The organism is Pseudomonas sp. MCal1, assembly GCF_026341415.1.
Classification (GTDB): domain Bacteria; phylum Pseudomonadota; class Gammaproteobacteria; order Pseudomonadales; family Pseudomonadaceae; genus Aquipseudomonas.
In genome coordinates, this window is the sequence record NZ_JAKUMP010000008.1 from 296,894 (window position 1) to 315,234 (window position 18,341).

Consider the following 18,341-nt stretch of genomic DNA (forward strand, 5'->3'; position numbering starts at 1 on the left):
CTTAAAACTGTGGGGGCGACGGTGCGACGATTCGACTTGCTCGCGAATGCGGTAGTTCAGACGACATCTGCGTGTCTGATACGCCCTCTTCGCGAGCAAGCTCGCTCCCACAGTTGTTTTGCGTTTCCTCAGTTACTTCAGATCGAACCGGTCCAGGTCCATCACCTTCGCCCACGCGGCAACGAAGTCGTTGACGAACTGTTCCTTCGCATCGGAACTGGCATACACCTCGGCCAGCGCCCGCAGTACCGAGTTGGAACCGAACACCAGATCGACCCGGGTCGCCGTCCATTTCACGCTGCCGGTTTTACGGTCACGACCTTCGAACTCGGTTTTGGACGTCGGTTTCCATTCCACGCCCATGTCCAGCAGGTTGCGGAAAAAGTCGTTGGTCAGGGTGCCGGGTTTGTCGGTGAACACCCCGTGTCTGGTTTTACCGACGTTGGTGTCCAGTACGCGCAGGCCGCCAATCAGCACGGTCATTTCCGGTGCCGAAAGGGTCAGCAGTTGCGCCTTGTCGATCAGCAACGCTTCGGCCGGCACGCGATAGGTGGTGGCAGCGTAGTTGCGGAAGCCATCGGTGTGCGGCTCAAGGAAACCGAACGATTCGACGTCGGTCTGCTCCTGACTCGCATCGGTGCGCCCCGGATTGAACGGCACGGTCACCGTGTGCCCGGCATTTTTCGCCGCTTGCTCGACCCCGGCATTACCAGCCAGCACGATCAGATCCGCCAGCGAGACTTGCTTGCCGGATGCCCCGGCGTTGAACTCGTTCTGAATGCCTTCGTAGACTTTCAGCACCTTGTCCAGTTGCTCCGGCTGATTGGCCTGCCAGAACTTTTGCGGCGCCAGACGCAGACGCCCGCCATTGGCGCCGCCGCGTTTGTCCGAACCCCGGAAGGTCGATGCGGCCGCCCAGGCAGTAGAGACCAGTTCCGAAACGGACAGCCCCGATGCCAGCACTTTGTCTTTGAGCGCCCTGATATCGCTGTCATCCACCAGTGGATGTCTGGCCTCGGGAATCGGGTCTTGCCACAGCAGTTCTTCCTGGGGCAATTCCGGGCCGAGGTAGCGCGACAGTGGGCCCATGTCACGGTGAATCAGCTTGTACCAGGCGCGGGCGAAGGCGTCGGCCAGTTGATCGGGATTGGCCAGAAAACGTCGCGAAATCTTCTCGTAGGCCGGGTCGAAACGCAGGGCCAAGTCGGAAGTAAGCATGGTCGGGTCTATGCGTTTGTTCGGGTCGTGGGCGTGGGGAATGGTGCCGGCCCCGGCGCCGTTTTTCGGTTTCCACTGATGGGCGCCGGCCGGGCTTTTGGTCAGTTCCCACTCGAAGCCGAACAGGTTTTCCAGATAGTTGTTGCTCCACTTTGTCGGGGTGGTGGTCCAGGTCACTTCCAGGCCGCTGGTGATGGTGTCGGCGCCCTTGCCGGTGCCGAAGGTGCTTTTCCAGCCCAGGCCTTGTTCTTCAAGGCCGGCGGCTTCCGGTTCCGGGCCGACGTTATCGGCCGGGCCCGCGCCGTGTGTCTTGCCGAAAGCGTGGCCGCCGGCGATCAGGGCGACGGTTTCCTCGTCGTTCATGGCCATGCGGCCGAAGGTTTCGCGGATGTCCTTGGCCGAGGCCACCGGGTCCGGATTGCCTTCCGGACCTTCCGGGTTCACGTAGATCAGGCCCATCTGCACGGCGGCGAGCGGGTTCTCGAGGTTGCGTTCGCCCTGATTGGTGCGGCTTTCTTCATTGCCGTGTTCGGCGGGCTCGGCCACCAGCGTGCCTTCGCCCGGCGGCTGCATGGATTGCGGATCCTTGCCGTAGCGGTTGTCGCCGCCCAGCCATTTGTTTTCCGAGCCCCAGTACACGTCTTCATCCGGTTCCCAGACGTCGGGCCTGCCGCCGGAGAAACCGAAGGTCTTGAAGCCCATGGACTCCAGCGCGACGTTGCCGGTGAGAACGATCAGGTCGGCCCAGGAAATGTTGCGGCCGTATTTCTGCTTGATCGGCCACAGCAGGCGGCGGGCCTTGTCGAGGCTGACGTTGTCCGGCCAGCTGTTGAGCGGGGCGAAGCGTTGCTGGCCGGAGCCGGCGCCACCACGGCCGTCAGCGGTGCGATAGGTGCCGGCGCTGTGCCAGGCCATGCGGATGAAGAGCGGTCCGTAGTGGCCGAAGTCCGCTGGCCACCACTCCTGCGAGTCGGTCATCAGCGCCGTCAGATCGCGTTTGAGGGCCTGGAAATCCAGGCTTTTGAAAGCCTTGGCGTAGTCGAAGTCCTTGCCCAGCGGATCGGACGCGGGCGAGTGCTGACTCAGGATTTTCAGGTTCAGTTGATTCGGCCACCAATCGCGGTTCGTCGTGCCACCGCCGGCGGCGTGATTGAACGGGCATTTCGATTCATTTGCCATGTTCGGGTCCTTATCAGGTCATCTGCGGCCGGCTCGTGCCGACTTCGGAGTAGTAAGGCTAGACCCGACTCGGAGAGTCAGCTAATAGGCCGACTATTGGTGCCTGATAGGCGCAGTCTCTTACGTGAACTGTCGGGCGCCGGCGCCGGCGCCGGGCAGGGCGCTGAAATGCCCCTGCTTGAGCGATGGTTTGCCAATGTGTGGAAGAAACGTGATGGCCATTGGAAATGTTATTGTATAACATAAAAATGATTTCATCTGATTGATGCCGGTCACACGCACTCTGTCTCGCCGGCATTGATCCTCACTTTTCTGCCTGACGGATTCCTGAAATGCCTTCCCGTTTCCACTCCTTCCAACCCCGCCTGACGCTCATGGCCTCTGCGTTGCTGATCGCTTCCCCGACATTCGCCGCCGACCCGCTGGAGCTGCAACCGCAAGTCATCACCGGCAATCCGCTGGGCAGTCAGACCCTGGCCTCGCCCTCGACCGTGTTGAGCGGCGACAACCTGACGCTGCAGCAAAAAGGCAGCCTCGGCGAAACCCTGAACAAGCAGCCGGGCGTGTCCTCGTCCTACTTCGGCCCCGGTGCCAGTCGCCCGATCATTCGCGGGCAGGACGGCGATCGCATTCGCATCCTGCGTAACGGCGTCGGCGCGCTGGACGCCTCGTCGCTGTCCTACGATCACGCGGTGCCGCTGGACCCCGTCAACGTCGAGCGCATCGAAATCGTCCGTGGCCCCGCGGCCTTGCTGTACGGCGGCAGTGCCATCGGCGGGGTGGTCAACACCTTCGACAACCGCATCCCGACCGAAGCCATCGAAGGCATTCACGGTGCCGGCGAGTTGCGCTACGGCGGCGCCGACACCACCCGCAGCAGCGCTGGCAAGCTCGAAGCCGGTAACGGTCAGTTCGCCTTGCACCTAGACGCCAGCGCCCGCGAGTTCAATGACCTGAAGATTCCCGGCTACGCCAAGACCCGTCGTGAACGGGCGAACGACGATGGCGATTCGAAGAAGCATCGGCTGGCCAACAGCGACGGTCGTCAGGACGGCGGTGCGGTGGGCGGGTCGTACACCTGGGATGACGGTTACGCGGGGCTGTCGTACAGCAATTACGATTCGAACTACGGCTCGCCGGCCGAAGACGATGTGCGCATCCGCATGGAGCAGGAGCACTACGCCTTCGCCTCGGAAATCCGCAACCTCGACGGCCCGTTCAGCTCGGTGAAGCTCGACGCTGGCTACACCGATTACCAGCACCGTGAAATCGAGGGCGGCGAGGTCGGCACCACGTTCAAGAACAAGGGCTACGAGGCGCGGGTCGAAGCCCGGCATCAGCCGCTGGGGCCGTTCAACGGGGTGATTGGCGCGCAAGTCAGTCGCAACGAGTTCTCGGCGTTGGGCGAAGAAGCGTTCGTGCCGCACACCGATACCGATGTCGGTGCGCTATTCATTCTCGAAGAGCTGCAAGCCACGGATCGCCTGCTGTTCACCCTCGGCGGACGCCTTGAACACACCACGGTCGACCCCGACGCCAAAGGCAAAGAGCGCTTCGCCAATGCCGATCGCTCCAGCAGTTTCACCGCCGGCAGCCTGTCATCCGGTGCGGTGTACACGCTGACGCCGGTCTGGTCGGTGGCTGCCACGCTCGGCTACACCGAACGCGCGCCGACGTTCTATGAGCTTTACGCCAACGGCGCTCACGTCGCCACCGGCACCTATGAAGTCGGGGACGCGGGGCTGTCGAAAGAGAAAGCCGTCTCCAGCGACCTGGCCCTGCGTTTCGACAACGGTACGCACAAGGGCAGCGTCGGCGTCTTCTATAGCCATTTCTCCAACTACATCGGCCTGCTAGGGACGGGCCGCACACTCAACGACGAAGGCGAGGAGGACGCCGACGGCATTCCCGAGTACAACTATTCCGGCGTTCGGGCCCGCTTCAGCGGCATCGAAGCGCAGGATCGCTGGACCCTCGGCGAAAACGCCTACGGCAAGTTTGCACTGGAGCTGTCGGGCGACTACACCCGGGCCAAGAACCTCGACAATGGTCAGGACCTGCCGCGCATCGCACCGCTTAGGCTGAACACCGGTTTGTTGTGGGAGCTGGATCGCTGGCAGGCGCGGATCGATGTGGAACACGCCAGTTCCCAGCACCGGGTGCCGGACAACGAAAGCAGCACCGACGGCTACACCACGCTGGGGGCAAATGTGGGTTATCACTTTGATGTTGGTCAGAGCAAATGGCTGGCCTTCGTCAATGCCGAGAACCTGACCAACCAGACCGTGCGTTACGCCAGCTCGATCCTGCGCGATATTGCGCCGGCAGAAGGGCGCAGCATTCAGGTCGGGCTGCGCACCACGTTCTGATCGTTCACACCGGACAGGCGCCAGCGTCGTTGCGACGCTGGCGTTGATCTCAACTCGATTGAGCGGTGTCTTCTTCCGGGATCTCGTCCAGCAGATCCTGTTGCCCCGGCAGTTCTGTGATCACGCTGAAATCACTGACCTCCACGGCGCCCAGCCCATACCCCAACAAGTGGAACGAGAACGCCTTGCGCGGTTGCGGGTTGTCGAAGCTGAAATCCATCTCCAGCGGCTGATCTGCCGTGGCGACCATCTCGGTCGGCAGTCCCAGTTGCACGTCCTGTTCGAACTCCTTGGCCTTGAGCTGAATGTACGCCGCCTGCTGTGGATCGACCGAGCGCACGGTCAGGCGTACGCGGGTGTGGGAGCCCTTGGGCATTTCCAGGTATTGCGCGCCGATCAGGTTGTCGGCCCAGTCGTCCTTGATCTGCGCTTGCAGCGGGATAACGTTGGTGCTGCCGAACTGATAGCGCTGGTTCAGCGGGGTGCGCAACAGCGACAGGTCCAGGGCCGAGGCGCGGGCGGCGATGTCCCGGGCGTTCTGGCCGCTGGCGTTGCCTTTGAACGTGGCGCTTTCGGCGATGAATCCTTCGCTGGCGTAATTGCGGCAACGGCGTGGCATGTCGCATTCGGTCAGGAGGCCGCGACCGTCGTGATAGCGCAGCTTGCCGTTGGTGAACGACATGATTTCGCGGCCCGAATCGTAATCGCGAAACAGCGAGCGGCCGCTGAGGGCGGAAGGCACCGGAAAGTCGAAGTAATCCAGGATCGACGCGCTCAGATCGACGTGACCGTAGACCCCGGCGTTCAGGCGGGGCAATTGCGCCTGCTCCGGCGCGAGGGTCAGGTTGAAGCCCCAGGACGACGCGAGGCGGACGCCGTCGATGCCGTGGGATTCGTCAGAAGTGATAACCACCAGCGTGTCTTTCAGCACGCCCTGGCGTTCCAGGCCACTGAGAAACTGCTCCAGCGCATCGTCCAGATAACCGACGGCGGCCTGCTTGGGCGTGTCGTAGCGTTGCAGGTATTCCTCCGGCGCGGAGTAGGGCTGGTGAGTGCCGACGGTCAGCAGCGTGAGCATCCACGGCTGTTTCTGCTTTCTCAGGTCGCCGACGTATTTCAGCGCGCCTTCGAAAAACGCCTTGTCGTCCTTGCCCCACGGGAACTCGAGATAGTTGGCGTTGGTGAACCACTCCAGACCATGGGTCGCGTCGAAACCGATGTGCGGCATGATCTTGTCTTTGGCCATGAACCGCAGCCCTGCGCCTTGCAGGTAATGCGTGGCAAAACCGTGCTGGCGCAGCTGTGCCGGCAGGCAGGCTTGATTGCGTTTGTGCTGGGTCAGCATTTCCACGCCTTTGGGCGTGCCGTTGTCGAGTTTGTCGTAGTCGCCGCAGAGCATGGCGTACAGACCGCGAATGGTCTGGTGGGTGTGCAGCACGTAATCCGGAGTGTTCATGCCGCGCTCGGCCCAGCGGCTGAGGTTGGGCATCAGGTCTTCCTGATAATGACTGCCGATGGCCCGGCGATTGGCGCCGATGTAAGCGCCGGGAATGCCTTCGAGGGCAACGATCAGCACATTGCGCGCCTGGCCCTTGGCCGCCAGCAACGGGTGACCATTCAGATCAACATCGGTGAGCCCGGCCATGGGCGGAGGAGCGACCTGAGTGTCGCCGTCCAGCCATTCTTCGGTCTGCATCTGAAGATCGGCGACCTGCGCGGCCAGCAACTGGTGCGGCAAGTTGTACAGGCGCCACGGGTCGTCATCGCTCGGGGCCAGGTGTTGCGCGCCCCAGTACGCTGAGAACAGCAGCACCGGCATCGCCCAGATTGCGCGGGGCAGAGCGCGAACCGGTGTTGCACGTCGATTCCAATGACTGAGCAGCCACAGGGCGAGAGCCACCAGCAGCGCAACCGCCACACCGGGATGGGCGAAGCCACCGCCGGTGGAGTTTTCCACGAACTGCGGGTCGATCAGGTAATGCAGGTCTGCCACGGTCGGCAGGCGACCGACCGCGCTGACCAGTTCCGCGGTCGCTACCGCCAGCAATCCCCAAAACAGCAGCACCGGCAGCGCCAGCCACCAGGGACGGCGGTGTAACAAAACCATCAACAGACTGCCGATGGCCAGATCTGACAGATAACCGAACAGGCTCGACCAGCCGAGTGCCGCCCGCAGGCACACCGGCACGATCAGTACCAGGAAAACCAGAGAAAGAAGACGGGCATCCAGGCGCCGCAACCGTTGAAAAAGAGCGCTCACAAAAAAGACCTTCCAGCCATCAAATCGTCACAAAAGTGTGGGCGATCATACCAAGGGTGGGCTGTCTGATCGCCTTTTTAAACGGCAGGGTGATCTGATCTTGAAAGCCACGGTGAGCCACCCGGACGAGGCTGGGCCTTGATCGGCGTCAGTCCTGGCGATTTTTCGGCCTGAGCGAGGCAGCGGTTTTATTGTTTCAGGCTGTTTAACCGGCTTTTGATCCATTGCTGCTGCATTTGCGAACCAGTCCGATTTACAATGCGCGCCCCCTGATGGAGTCGGTCGTCGTGGATTTACTCACGCAACTTCATGCGCAGCTCAGCCGCTGGGTGATCGATCCGGTCACCGAGCGGTTCCTTGGCCTGTTCGATTTGAACGGCCGTCTTGGTGTGGCGTTTCTGCTCACGTCCTAAGGCGTGGCGTACGGCCTTTATCGCTACCGAAAATCCAGACACCTGACACAGGCCCGCTCCTTCTGGCAATTTGTCGGCGGTGGTCGTGTCCACGGGCATCGTTCGGCCTGGCTGGATTACCGTTATTACTTCATCAAGGCGATTCTGAAGGTGGCCCTGGTATTGCCGGTTGTTGGTCTCGTCGACCCGTACATCCTTCGCTCGGGCGACTATGCGCGGTTTTTCACCCAACTCTGGGGCGCTCGCGAGCAGGTTCCGGATCACCCGCTGATCGCGTTGTTCTACGGTCTGGGCGTTTTCCTGTTCAGGGATTTTCTGCATTACTGGATTCACCGCGCTTTCCACTCCCGCTATCTATGGGCGTTTCACAAGGTTCACCATTCGGCGCCGGTGCTGGTGCCGGCCACCGCCAGCCGGATTCACATCGTCGAATCGATCGTTGAACGAATCGTCATCACCGCCGGCCTCGGCGCGTTTGCGGGTGTAGTCTGGTACGCCTGCGGTGGTGAAGTCAGCCGCTATACGCTGTTCGGCGTGACCTGGCTGGCGCTGATCATCAACAGCCTGGCCTCCAATCTACGGCACAGCCATGTCTGGCTGTCGTTCGGGCCAGTGGTCGAACATGTGCTCAACAGCCCGGCCCAGCACCAGATCCACCACAGCGACGCGCCACGACATTTCGACAAGAACTTCGCGATCAATCTTTCACTGTGGGACTGGCTGTTCGGCACGCTGTACGTCACCACTTCAAAGCCCGAAGACTTGCGCTTCGGAACGGGCGAGCAGGACCACGCCCGCTACCTGACGCTGTACAGCCTGATCGTCACGCCGTTCGTGGACACCGCCAAACGCTTGTCGTCGAACGCCGACGGTCTCAAAACCCGGTTCAACCAGCGTACGCCTTGAATACTCGTCATTGTTGAACAACCCGCACGTCCGCTTGCCGGATGGGCGTTAAACCCGCGTCTATAGTGAGAGGGCTGTGTGAGACGGGTGGCGCACCTCAAGCTGCGACGGGAGGCGCCGAGTGAACAATCTGCTGTTTTTCATTCAGGAGATCGCCATGAGTCAGATTGAAAAAGTCCTCTATACCGCGAAAACCCACACCACCGGCGGACGTGACGGCGCATCGCGCAGTTCCGACGGGATCCTTGATGTAAAACTGTCGTCGCCCGGTTCCAGTGGCGGCGGGACCAATCCGGAACAATTGTTCGCCGCAGGCTGGTCGGCGTGTTTCATCGGCGCGATGAAAGCGGTGGCGGGGCAGCAGAAAATAAGCCTGCCGGCAGACCTGGCGGTGGATGCCGAAGTGGACCTGGGCACTAATTCGGGAGGGTATCTCCTGCAGGCGCGACTCAATGTAAGCCTGCCGGGCATGGAGCGCGGTGCGGCGCAGCAGTTGGTGGATGCGGCGCATCAGGTGTGCCCGTATTCCAAGGCCACGCGCAACAACATCGAGGTCGAATTGAAACTGGTCTGACCTCCAGACGCAAAAGGGGCGGCATGATCATCGATCATGCCGCCCCTTTTGTTTTTTTAAGCCGTATCTGTCAATCAGCGATCAATGCATCTTGCTGTGATCGTGGCCTTCCATGGTCAGCGCCTTGACCGGCGCTTTCACTTCAACGGTTTCCTTTTCACCTTTGGCGTTTTCGACGGTCAGGGTCAGCGGCACGCTGTCGCCTTCTTTCAACTGAGCAGTCAGGCCCATCAGCATCACGTGGTAGCCATTCGGATCGAAATTGACGGCTTTGCCGGCCGGCAGGTCGACCGAGTTGACCGGGCCCATGCTCATCACGTCGTTCTTCATGGTCATTTCATGAATCTGCACGTTCTTGGCCACGGGCGATGCAACACTGAGCAGCTTGCTGTCGCTGTCGGCGGTGACGGTCATGAACGCACCGCTGGCCGACTGGTTCGGCACGGTTGCCCGCACCCACGCGTCGTCGACCCTGGTCTGCGCCGAGACCTGGAAAGCCAGGCCCAGCAGCGACAGGCCCAATACGGCACATTTGATGTTGTTCAGAAAAGGATTCATCAGCAGACCTCCATGACGGTAAGCAAATCTTCCGTGCACTCTTGTGCCGAAAGCGATTGAGACAGGCCCACACGCAACGTGCCCCGGGTGTCGTAGACATAACTGGTGGCGGTGTGGGAAAGGGTATAGGTGTCGCCGGCCGGGACTTTTTCGTAGAACACGTCGAATTCCTTGGCGGTGGCCTTGGTTTCTTCGAGGGTGCCATACAGCGCGACGAAGCTTGGATCGAAGGTCTTGACGTAAGCGTCGAGGATTTCCGGGGTGTCGCGTTCCGGGTCGAGGGTGATGAACACCACTTGCAGGATGTCGCCGTCCTTGCCCATCAATTTCTTGATTTTTGCGGCGCGGGCCAGCGTCGTCGGACAGATCGCCGGGCACTGGGTGAAACCGAAGAAGATCATCGGCATCAGGCCGCGAAAGCTCGACAGCGTCACGGTGTTGCCTTCGGTGTCCTTGAGCTTGAAGGTGCGTCCGAGGATCTTGTCGCTCAGATCCTTGCCGTACTTGTACGACAGTTCGCCGCGGGTGTCGCAGCCGGCGAGCAGGCCGAGACCGAGTACGCCCATTCCCGCAAGCACCTTGCGGCGAGTCAACAAAGCCGTCATTTCATACCGCCCTTTGGAGCCCGCCAGTCGGCAAGACAGGCGGGCGGGTTAACCGTAAAAGCGGCGCATGATACCAAAATGATCCGGCAGGTCGGTTTTTGATCACCCGTCAATGTCGGAGCGGGCGACAAAAGGTGTAAGAAAAAATGACTCAAGGTGATGGCGAAGGCGGCTCGGGCGGGCTCCAGCCACCGCCCAGTGCGGTGTACAGGTTCACTTGCGCGACCAGTTGCGCCAACCCTTGCCGGCCTCGCGGTTGCGGATGGTCAGGTGCAGGCTTCGCTCGTCGGCGGCCAGCGTTTCCCGGGCCAGCGTCAGCAACTCCTGATCGACGTTCAGCGCGGCTACCCGCAGATCACGATTGTTGATCAGCGCGCTTTCGATCAATTGCTGCAACGCCGGGTCATTGAACAGCGCGCGCCAGTCTTCGACCCGGGGTGTGCGCGGGGATTGCGCGGCATACGCCGGACCTTGTGGATACTGCGCAGCGCTCGGCGATGCCGGTCGCTGGTAGTCGGGAGTCAACGAGCAACCGCCCAGCAGCAGTGCCACGGACAGGAGGGAGATCGGGAGCCTGGACATCAAACAGCCTCGTTCACGAATAAGAGCGGAGGCCGGGCGTCCGATAAAAGGAAGCGCGGATCAGGCGCCGGCCATCCATCTGGCCAGACCGTGTCGTCCGCTGACACCGAGCTTGGCGGCCGCATGCTTGAGGTAGGTATCGATCGAGCTGTTTTTGACCCTCAGCTTCTCGGCCATCTGCGGTACGGTGCCGCCGGTCAGCAAGCCCAGGCAGACTTCTTTTTCTCGTACCGACAACGTGATGTCGCCCAGTGCCATACCCTCCGCACACTGAGTCTTGCCGAAAAAAAGCCCCGCAAAGGCGATTTTTTCCGCCTGTCGTTTGCGTCGTCGCCGTGTCTATGCCTCGTTCAACGAAGGTAATGCGGCATCCACCAGCTCGATCCAGTGCCTGACTGGCGTACGCCCTGCACCGTCGAGGTGAGCCTGACAACCGATATTGGCGGTTGCGATGACGTCAGGATGGCCGCTTTCCAGGGCGTTGAGCTTTTGGTCGCGCAGTTGCCGGGCCAGTGTTGGCTGGGTCAGCGAGTAGGTGCCTGCCGAGCCACAGCACAGATGTGCGTCCGGTACGGTCGTGAGGTTGAAGCCCAGCCGGTTCAGCACTGACTCCACCGCGCCGCCGAGTTTCTGTGCGTGCTGCAGGGTGCAAGGGCAGTGGAAAGCCAGACGCTGATCAGCGTGGATGCCCAGGGATTCGAGCGGTTCTTCGCGCAGCACCTCAACGAGATCCCGAGCCAGCGTGCTGACACGTCTTGCCTTCTCGGCGTATACCGGATCGGCGCCGAGCAAATGCCCGTAATCCTTGATGAACGCACCGCAACCGCTGGCGGTCTGCACGATCGCCTCGGCCCCCCGTTCGATGGCCGGCCACCACGCATCAATGTTGTGGCGGGCGCGGTCAAGGCCGGTGATCTGGGCGTCGAGGTGATAATCCACGGCGCCGCAACAGCCAGCCTCACGGACGGGAATCACGCTGACGCCCAGACGATCCAGCACCCGTGCCGCTGCTGCATTGGTATTGGGTGACAAACCCGGTTGCACGCAACCCTCCAGCATCAACACTTGCCGTGCATGGCGGATGACTGGACGTGATGCAGGCGTCAACGCATTGCGTGGCAGTTTGTCTTGCAAGGTATCGGGCAGTAGCGACCGGAACATCTGCCCGCCATTGACCAATCCTTTGAACAACCGTGGATTGGGTACGACACTTCGAAGTCCTTCTCGCAGAAGGCGCTGTCCGGGCGGTCGCGGGACGGCGGCGTCGACTACAGCCCGCCCTATGTCGAGCAGGTTGTGATAATCCACGCCGGAAGGGCAGGTGGTTTCACAGTTGCGGCACGACAGGCAGCGGTCCAGGTGTTGCTGGGTTTTCGCCGTGACTTCGTTGCCTTCGAGCACCTGCTTGATCAAGTAGATGCGCCCGCGCGGGCCGTCCAGTTCATCGCCGAGCAATTGATAAGTCGGGCAGGTCGCGTTGCAGAATCCGCAATGAACGCACGTGCGCAGGATGCTTTCGGCCTCTTCGGCGCGGGGCAGTTGTCGGGCTTGCGGGCTGAGGGTGGTCTGCATGGCTCAAAGCTCCGCGTACAGAAGGCCGGGGTTGAAAATGCCCCGGGGGTCGAGTTGTCGTTTGAGTTGACGGTGATAGTGAAGCAAGGCGGGCGCCAGGGGATGGAACGGTTCGTCGATCAAACCGTGGCTATAACAGGTCGCATGGCCGCCGACGTCGCCGACCGCTTTGCGAATGACCGACGCTTCGGCCGTCGATTTGAGCCAGCGTTGCGCTCCGCCCCAGTCGAGCCACTGCTTGCCGGGCAGGTCCAGCGGCGGTGTGTTGAGTGGTACGGACAGGCGCCAGAGCGGGTGGTCTTCATCGAAGAAGTCCAGGCGTTGTTCGTTGAGGTCGGCCCAGAACGAATTGTCGATCAGCTCGCCGCCAAGGCGATCACGGGCGGCCGCCACTGAACCTTCACCACCCTCCAGGCGCAAGTGCAATTGCCGGCCATCGTGACACGCGGCGCTGATCGGCAACGGCTGCTGGCCCCATTCGGCCAGGCGCAGCAGGGCATGTTCGCTGGTCATTTCCAGACGCAGGCTAAGGCACGCGCGCGGTTTGGGCAGCACTTTGAGCGAGACTTCAGTGATGACACCCAGCGACCCGTAACTGCCAGCCATCAGGCGCGACAGATCGTAGCCGGCGACGTTCTTCATGACTTCGCCACCGAAACGCAGGTGTTTGCCATGACCGGTGATGATTCGCGTGCCCAGCACGAAATCGCGCACCGATCCCGACCAGGGACGACGCGGCCCGGACAGCCCAGTGGCGATCATGCCGCCGACCGTTGCGTCGTCGGCGAAGGCGGGGGGCTCGCACGCCAGCATTTGTTGCGAGGCGTCCAGCACGGCCAGCAACTTTGCCAGCGGAGTGCCGCAGCGCGCGGTGATCACCAGTTCGGTCGGGTCGTAGCTGACGATGCCGCGATGGGCGCGGGTATCGAGAATTTCCCCTCCGACGATGCGTCCGAGAAACGCCTTGCTGTTGGCCCCCTGAATGCGCAGCGGCGTAGCGTTTACCAGTGCCCGGTTGACCTGTTCGAGCAGCGCGGCGCTGTCATCGAAATCTTTGGTGTCACCCATCAGAACCGCTCCAGCTCGGGGAAGGGCAATTGCCCGTGGTGTACGTGCAGGGCACCGAATTCGGCGCAGCGATGCAGGGTCGGAATATTTTTGCCGGGATTGAGCAGTCCACCGGGGTCGAAGGCTGCTTTCACGGCATGGAAAAGGGTCAACTCATCACGGTTGAACTGCGCGCACATCTGGTTGATTTTTTCCCGGCCCACGCCGTGTTCGCCAGTGATGCTGCCGCCAACCTTCACGCACAATTCGAGGATCTTGCCACCCAGCGCTTCGGCTCGTTCCAGTTCGCCGGGCTGATTGGCATCGAACAGAATCAATGGATGCATGTTGCCGTCGCCGGCGTGGAATACGTTGGCGACCCCCAAGCCATATTCGGCTGAAAGCTGCGCTATCGCGTGCAGTACGCCGGGCAACTCGCGGCGCGGGATGGTGCCGTCCATGCAGTAATAGTCCGGCGACAACCGACCCACGGCGGGGAAGGCATTCTTGCGTCCGGCCCAGAACCGTAAGCGCTCGGCTTCGTCCCGGGCCTGGCGCAGTTCGGTGGCGCCGGCCTGTTCGAGCACTTGGCGAACCCGAGCGCAATCATCGTGGACATCCGCTTCAACACCATCGAGTTCACAGAGCAGAATCGCCTCGGCGTCTACTGGATAACCGGCGTGTATGAAGTCTTCGGCGGCGCGGATCGCCAGGTTGTCCATCATCTCCAGGCCGCCGGGAATGATGCCGGCCGCGATGATGTCGGCTACTGCACGGCCGGCTTTTTCCACGGAGTCGAACGCCGCCAGCAGCACTTTGGCGGTTTGCGGTTTGGGCAAGAGTTTGACCGTGACTTCGGTGATCACCCCGAGCAGTCCTTCGGAGCCGGTGAACAGCGCCAACAGGTCGAAGCCGGGAGAATCCAGCGCATCGGACCCCAGCGTCAGGCGCTCGCCATCCACGGTAAGAATCTCGATCTTGAGCAGGTTGTGAACGGTCAGGCCGTACTTGAGGCAATGCACGCCGCCGGCGTTTTCCGCAACATTGCCGCCGATGGAGCAGGCGATTTGCGAGGAAGGATCAGGCGCGTAATACAGTCCGAACGGCGCAGCGGCCTGGGAAATCGCCAGGTTGCGCACGCCGGGTTGAACCCGTGCGGTACGTGCTTCGGGGTCGATCCGCAGAATATTGTTGAAGCGCGCCATCACCAGCAGCACGCCTTTTTCCAGTGGCAGGGCACCGCCGGACAAACCGGTCCCGGCGCCCCGTGCCACCACCGGTACCCGCCGTTCGTGGCAGATTCGCAACACGCCCTGAACTTCATCGATGTGCCGTGGCAGCACCACCAGCAGCGGCGTGGTGCGATAGGCCGAGAGGCCATCGCATTCATACGGCTTCAGTTCTTCAAGCTGATGCAGGACTTCAAGATCCGGCCATTGGTGGTGCAGGGCTTGCAACAGCGCGGCTTTGTCGACATCGGGCAAAACGCCGTCGACCTGTTCGTCATAGAGAATGTTCATGATCGCTGGACGACCCTCCGTTGTCGTTATTCGAGGTCGGTGCCGTTTTCCATCATTGGGCTGCTGATACCGAGAAGTAAAGCGTAGCGGCCGGAGGTCCGTTGTCTCGCGCTTCTGTATGCCGCTACTTCAGGACTGCGATTGCGACGATGCGTCGGCAGACGGCCTGAGAAGGGTGGGACACCACCCAACGCCCGAGCAGTGCGGGCGTTGGGTGGTGTCAGCGAACTTCAGTCCAGATCGCTTGCTTGATGCCGCTCCGGAACCTGGCCGGCTTCATCGCCCCACGTCCGGTTGACGCGCTGGCCGCGAATTACCGCAGGCCGGTCAGCAATCACTTGCGCCCAGCGTTGCACGTGGGTGTATTCGTGAGCGGAAAGAAACTCGGCGGCGGAGTACACGTTGTTGCGCACCAATTGCCCGTACCACGGCCAGACCGCGATGTCGGCGATGGTGTAGTCGTTGCCGGCGAGGAAGGCGCTTTCGCTCAGGCGGCGGTCGAGAACATCCAGCTGCCGCTTGGTTTCCATGGTGAATCGGTTGATCGGGTATTCGAGCTTTTCCGGCGCATACGCATAGAAATGACCGAAACCACCGCCCAGGTAAGGTGCTGATCCCATCTGCCAGAACAGCCAGTTCAGGGTTTCGGTGCGTGCCGCCAGGTCGGTGGGCAGGAAGGCGCCAAATTTTTCTGCCAGATAGAGCAGGATCGAACCGGATTCGAATACGCGAATGGCCGGTTCTACGCTGCGATCCAGCAGCGCCGGGATTTTCGAATTGGGGTTGATCTCGACAAAGCCGCTGGAAAACTGGTCGCCCTCGTTGATGCGGATCAGCCAGGCGTCGTACTCGGCGCCGGAATGTCCGAGCGCCAGCAACTCCTCAAGCAGAATGGTCACTTTCACGCCGTTGGGCGTGGCCAGTGAATACAACTGCAACGGATGTTGGCCGATCGGCAGCGTCTTTTCATGCGTCGGCCCGGCAATCGGGCGATTGATGCTGGCGAACTGGCCGCCGGACGGAGCGATGTGTTTCCAGACCTTGGGTGGAGCGTAGGGCGCCTTGCTCATGAAACGGACCTCATCGGTTGTATGCCGCAATGACTTGAGCCGGACAGCGAGCGTGCCAGACTTTTGTCGAACAGAACACCATGCAAGGGCGTTTGAATGCCACTGGTGGTTCGCTGAAAAACGTTGATCGGCTGCAGACGCATTGCCGGGTTTTTGTCATTCAAGGCGTCAGGTGGCCGCTTCTCCTTTGATAGACGAGCGGGCAGGGCTTTTGCGCGAATCTGTCCGCAGTTGCGCCGGACTCACGCCCAGACGCTGCCTGAAGGCTGTGGTCATGTGCGCCTGTGAGTTAAAGCCACAGGCGAGGGCAATCTGCGAAAGACTGTCTGTTGTATCGCGCATCGACGCTCGGGCTTTGGCCAGTCGTCTGTCGATCAGGTAACTGTGGGGACTTTTGCCGGTCGCCTGTTTGAAAGCGCGCATGAAATAGCCCTCGGACAACTCCAGCAGTTGCGCCATAGCCGGAACGCCGAGAGGGTTGCCGAGGCCGGCGTCGATGAATTCATCCAGCAGGCGCATGCGGCTGCCGGTGATTGAACCTTGCTGCGTTGCGGTCGCATGACCTTCAACCCGTTCTGCCAGGTTGAGCGCCCAGCTTTCCCAGTCATCTTCCAGAGAGGTTTTCAGCAGTGCGCTGCGCATTCGCGACGCGAGGTAGATCGCTTGCGGGTCGATGCGATTATTGAACGCCTCGTCGCCGGCCAATGCTGTGCCGTCGGTGCGTATCACCCGCAGATATTCGCCGCCCATGGGCGACTCGGAGAACACGTCACAGCCAGCCGGAACAAACGCCAGGCCATTGGGCATTGCATCGAAGGGGCGTATCCGGTCACTACCGATGGCGTGCACGCCGCGCTGGCTGTCGAAGGCAAAGCCGATCGCTGACTGGGTCGCCACGTACCGCGCCGAGTAGGCTGCGCCCGGCAGCAACTCGATCACCCACGGGCCGGCTTCGATACGACGTATCGGCTCGGCGACGGTTATGGAGGGGCGACGGTTTCGATGGCTCATGAACGCCATAGTAGTGAAGGGCGTGCATAAAAGTCAGGTCTGTTTTTTGAAAGCCGATGTGAAGCGTCCGTGCCTAGACTGGGCCAAAGTCCAAGGAGCCACTTATATGCACGCACTCACTCGCGACGACATCGAGAACGCTGCCCGCCAGGTTTATCAAGTGATGCCGGCTACCGCCCAATACCGTTGGCCGCTGCTGGCAGAACGGCTGGGCTGCACAGTTTGGGTCAAGCATGAAAACCACACGCCGACCGGTGCCTTTAAGGTGCGTGGCGGTATCACGTTCATGCACTGGCTGCGTCGCGAACATCCCACTGTCAAAGGCATTGTCTCTGCGACGCGTGGCAATCACGGTCAGAGCCTGGCGCTGGCAGCGCAGGCGGTGGGCCTGAAAGCATTGATCGTGGTGCCGCAGGGCAATTCGCTGGAAAAGAACAATGCCATGCGCGGCTTCGGTGGTGAAGTGGTCGAGTACGGGCGCGATTTCGACGAGGCGCGTGAAGAGGCGGCGCGTTTGGCGCAGGAACATGACCTTTTTCTGGTGCCGCCTTTTCACGTTGAACTGGTCAAGGGCGTGGCGACTTATGCGCTGGAGCTGTTTGGTGCTGCATCGGATCTGGATACGATTTACGTGCCCATTGGTTGCGGATCGGGGATCTGTGGTGTGATCGCTGCCCGTGACGCGCTGGGACTGAATACTGAAGTGGTGGGGGTTGTATCGACAGAGGCCGCGGCCGCCAAGCTGTCGTTCGACGCGAACATGATCTGCGAAACCGCTTCGGCGAATACGTTCGCGGATGGCCTGGCTGTGCGCAAGCCGATTGCCCAGGCGTTCGACATCTATAAGGAAGGAGCGGCGAGGATCGTTTCGGTCAGCGAAGGCGAGATCGCCGAGGCCATGCGCGTGTATTACACCGAGACTCACAACCTTGCAGAGGGCGCGGGTGCCTCAGCGCTGGCAGCGTTGATGCAGGAGCGTGGAAGGATGCAGGGGAAAAAGGTCGGGGTGATTCTGTCCGGGGGGAATATTGACCGATCGGTGTATGCGAGGGTTATTGGTTGAGTGCTGACTTGCCGGTGGATGCACTCATCGCGTTCGCGTCTATATAGAAGCGGCGTTTTCCTAAGGTTGATAGAAAACTCAAATTAAGTGTTGACGGCAGATTCTGAGTCTCTATAATTCGCCCCACTTCCGGCGCAGTCGAAACGGAAAACTCCTTTAAATTCAATGAGTTAGTAAGTTTCGAAGGCGGGCCGCTTCAGTTCATCGAAGCCTGGAAGGCGTTGGAAATGCCGGTTTGCTGGGCGCTTTCAGCGATTTGATCTTCTCGGTCGAAAGCGAAGAAAAAGAGGTGTTGACAGCAGCGTGTAACGCTGTAGAATTCGCCTCCCGCTAACGAGAGATCGGAAGCGCAAGTGGTTGAAGTTGTTGAAGAAATCTTCAAAAACTTCTGAAA

12 protein-coding genes and 4 pseudogenes are annotated in these 18,341 nt (G+C 61.0%); 4 read left to right on the plus strand and 12 right to left on the minus strand.

Annotated features, from left to right (window positions below; translation table 11 throughout):
* Positions 1 to 132: 132 nt before the first annotated feature.
* On the minus strand, positions 133 to 2,397 hold the full coding sequence (gene katG / locus MKZ87_RS15780) for a catalase/peroxidase HPI (RefSeq protein WP_085704318.1): 2,265 nt from the start codon (positions 2,395 to 2,397) through the stop codon (positions 133 to 135).
* A gap of 332 nt (positions 2,398 to 2,729) precedes the next feature.
* Between katG and MKZ87_RS15785 the strand changes: the two genes are divergently transcribed.
* Entirely contained in the window at positions 2,730 to 4,766 is a 2,037-nt protein-coding gene (locus MKZ87_RS15785; RefSeq protein ID WP_085704320.1) for a TonB-dependent receptor, read from the plus strand.
* A 49-nt stretch (positions 4,767 to 4,815) separates the two neighbouring features.
* Here the strand turns inward: MKZ87_RS15785 and MKZ87_RS15790 are convergent, their stop codons facing one another.
* Positions 4,816 to 7,026 carry an LTA synthase family protein gene (locus MKZ87_RS15790; RefSeq protein ID WP_085704322.1) on the minus strand — a complete coding sequence of 737 codons (2,211 nt, stop codon included), beginning with the start codon at positions 7,024 to 7,026 and terminating at the stop codon, positions 4,816 to 4,818.
* A 272-nt stretch (positions 7,027 to 7,298) separates the two neighbouring features.
* Here MKZ87_RS15790 and MKZ87_RS15795 point away from each other — a divergent pair.
* Positions 7,299 to 8,345 (plus strand): annotated as a pseudogene (locus tag MKZ87_RS15795) (sterol desaturase family protein).
* 157 nt (positions 8,346 to 8,502) lie between these two features.
* Positions 8,503 to 8,919, plus strand: a complete 417-nt coding sequence (locus MKZ87_RS15800; protein ID WP_007956881.1) for an organic hydroperoxide resistance protein — start codon at positions 8,503 to 8,505, stop codon at positions 8,917 to 8,919.
* A gap of 81 nt (positions 8,920 to 9,000) precedes the next feature.
* Here MKZ87_RS15800 and MKZ87_RS15805 read toward each other — a convergent pair whose 3' ends face one another.
* The 9 genes and pseudogenes from MKZ87_RS15805 to MKZ87_RS15845 form a co-directional block, all read right to left on the minus strand.
* A complete protein-coding gene (locus tag MKZ87_RS15805) occupies positions 9,001 to 9,477 on the minus strand; it encodes a copper chaperone PCu(A)C (RefSeq protein ID WP_085704324.1) in 477 nt (158 codons plus the stop codon).
* Entirely contained in the window at positions 9,477 to 10,082 is a 606-nt protein-coding gene (locus tag MKZ87_RS15810) for an SCO family protein (RefSeq protein WP_039770777.1), read from the minus strand. The genes MKZ87_RS15805 and MKZ87_RS15810 overlap by 1 nt, the downstream gene beginning before the upstream one ends.
* Before the next feature lie 327 nt (positions 10,083 to 10,409).
* Positions 10,410 to 10,664: pseudogene (locus MKZ87_RS15815) on the minus strand (multidrug transporter); the annotation flags it as partial.
* A gap of 60 nt (positions 10,665 to 10,724) precedes the next feature.
* Positions 10,725 to 10,928, minus strand: a pseudogene (locus MKZ87_RS15820) (helix-turn-helix transcriptional regulator); the annotation flags it as partial.
* 75 nt (positions 10,929 to 11,003) lie between these two features.
* Complete coding sequence (gene glcF, locus MKZ87_RS15825) at positions 11,004 to 12,236, minus strand: glycolate oxidase subunit GlcF (RefSeq protein ID WP_085704326.1); 1,233 nt, start codon at positions 12,234 to 12,236, stop codon at positions 11,004 to 11,006.
* Positions 12,237 to 12,239: 3 nt separating this feature from the next.
* Positions 12,240 to 13,304, minus strand: coding sequence for a glycolate oxidase subunit GlcE (glcE, locus tag MKZ87_RS15830; RefSeq protein WP_085704327.1), 1,065 nt, complete (start codon positions 13,302 to 13,304; stop codon positions 12,240 to 12,242).
* Positions 13,304 to 14,803, minus strand: coding sequence for a glycolate oxidase subunit GlcD (gene glcD / locus MKZ87_RS15835; RefSeq protein WP_085704329.1), 1,500 nt, complete (start codon positions 14,801 to 14,803; stop codon positions 13,304 to 13,306). The genes glcE and glcD overlap by 1 nt, the downstream gene beginning before the upstream one ends.
* Positions 14,804 to 15,033: 230 nt before the next feature.
* Positions 15,034 to 15,873 (minus strand): glutathione-dependent disulfide-bond oxidoreductase, encoded by an 840-nt coding sequence (gene yghU, locus MKZ87_RS15840; RefSeq protein ID WP_085704331.1) that lies wholly within the window; start codon positions 15,871 to 15,873, stop codon positions 15,034 to 15,036.
* A gap of 168 nt (positions 15,874 to 16,041) precedes the next feature.
* Positions 16,042 to 16,884: a helix-turn-helix transcriptional regulator gene (locus MKZ87_RS15845; RefSeq protein WP_256574799.1), complete on the minus strand. Its 843-nt coding sequence runs from the start codon at positions 16,882 to 16,884 to the stop codon at positions 16,042 to 16,044.
* A gap of 106 nt (positions 16,885 to 16,990) precedes the next feature.
* Here MKZ87_RS15845 and MKZ87_RS15850 point away from each other — a divergent pair, with 106 nt between their 5' ends.
* Positions 16,991 to 17,947 carry a threonine dehydratase gene (locus MKZ87_RS15850; protein WP_085704335.1) on the plus strand — a complete coding sequence of 319 codons (957 nt, stop codon included), beginning with the start codon at positions 16,991 to 16,993 and terminating at the stop codon, positions 17,945 to 17,947.
* 196 nt (positions 17,948 to 18,143) lie between these two features.
* On the opposite strand, the pseudogene MKZ87_RS15855 reads toward MKZ87_RS15850, so the two are convergent.
* Positions 18,144 to 18,341 (minus strand): annotated as a pseudogene (locus tag MKZ87_RS15855) (hypothetical protein); the annotation flags it as partial.

Excerpts from the sequence above, each read along its gene's own strand:
- glcD (WP_085704329.1), bottom strand. The coding sequence starts at position 14,803 with ATGAACATTCTCTATGACGAACAGGTCGACGGCGTTTTGCCCGATGTC.
- MKZ87_RS15810 (WP_039770777.1), bottom strand. The coding sequence starts at position 10,082 with ATGACGGCTTTGTTGACTCGCCGCAAGGTGCTTGCGGGAATGGGCGTA.
- katG (WP_085704318.1), bottom strand. The coding sequence starts at position 2,397 with ATGGCAAATGAATCGAAATGCCCGTTCAATCACGCCGCCGGCGGTGGC.
- MKZ87_RS15800 (WP_007956881.1), top strand. The coding sequence starts at position 8,503 with ATGAGTCAGATTGAAAAAGTCCTCTATACCGCGAAAACCCACACCACC.
- glcF (WP_085704326.1), bottom strand. The coding sequence starts at position 12,236 with ATGCAGACCACCCTCAGCCCGCAAGCCCGACAACTGCCCCGCGCCGAA.
- glcE (WP_085704327.1), bottom strand. The coding sequence starts at position 13,304 with ATGGGTGACACCAAAGATTTCGATGACAGCGCCGCGCTGCTCGAACAG.
- yghU (WP_085704331.1), bottom strand. The coding sequence starts at position 15,873 with ATGAGCAAGGCGCCCTACGCTCCACCCAAGGTCTGGAAACACATCGCT.
- MKZ87_RS15785 (WP_085704320.1), top strand. The coding sequence starts at position 2,730 with ATGCCTTCCCGTTTCCACTCCTTCCAACCCCGCCTGACGCTCATGGCC.
- MKZ87_RS15805 (WP_085704324.1), bottom strand. The coding sequence starts at position 9,477 with ATGAATCCTTTTCTGAACAACATCAAATGTGCCGTATTGGGCCTGTCG.
- MKZ87_RS15850 (WP_085704335.1), top strand. The coding sequence starts at position 16,991 with ATGCACGCACTCACTCGCGACGACATCGAGAACGCTGCCCGCCAGGTT.
- MKZ87_RS15845 (WP_256574799.1), bottom strand. The coding sequence starts at position 16,884 with ATGAGCCATCGAAACCGTCGCCCCTCCATAACCGTCGCCGAGCCGATA.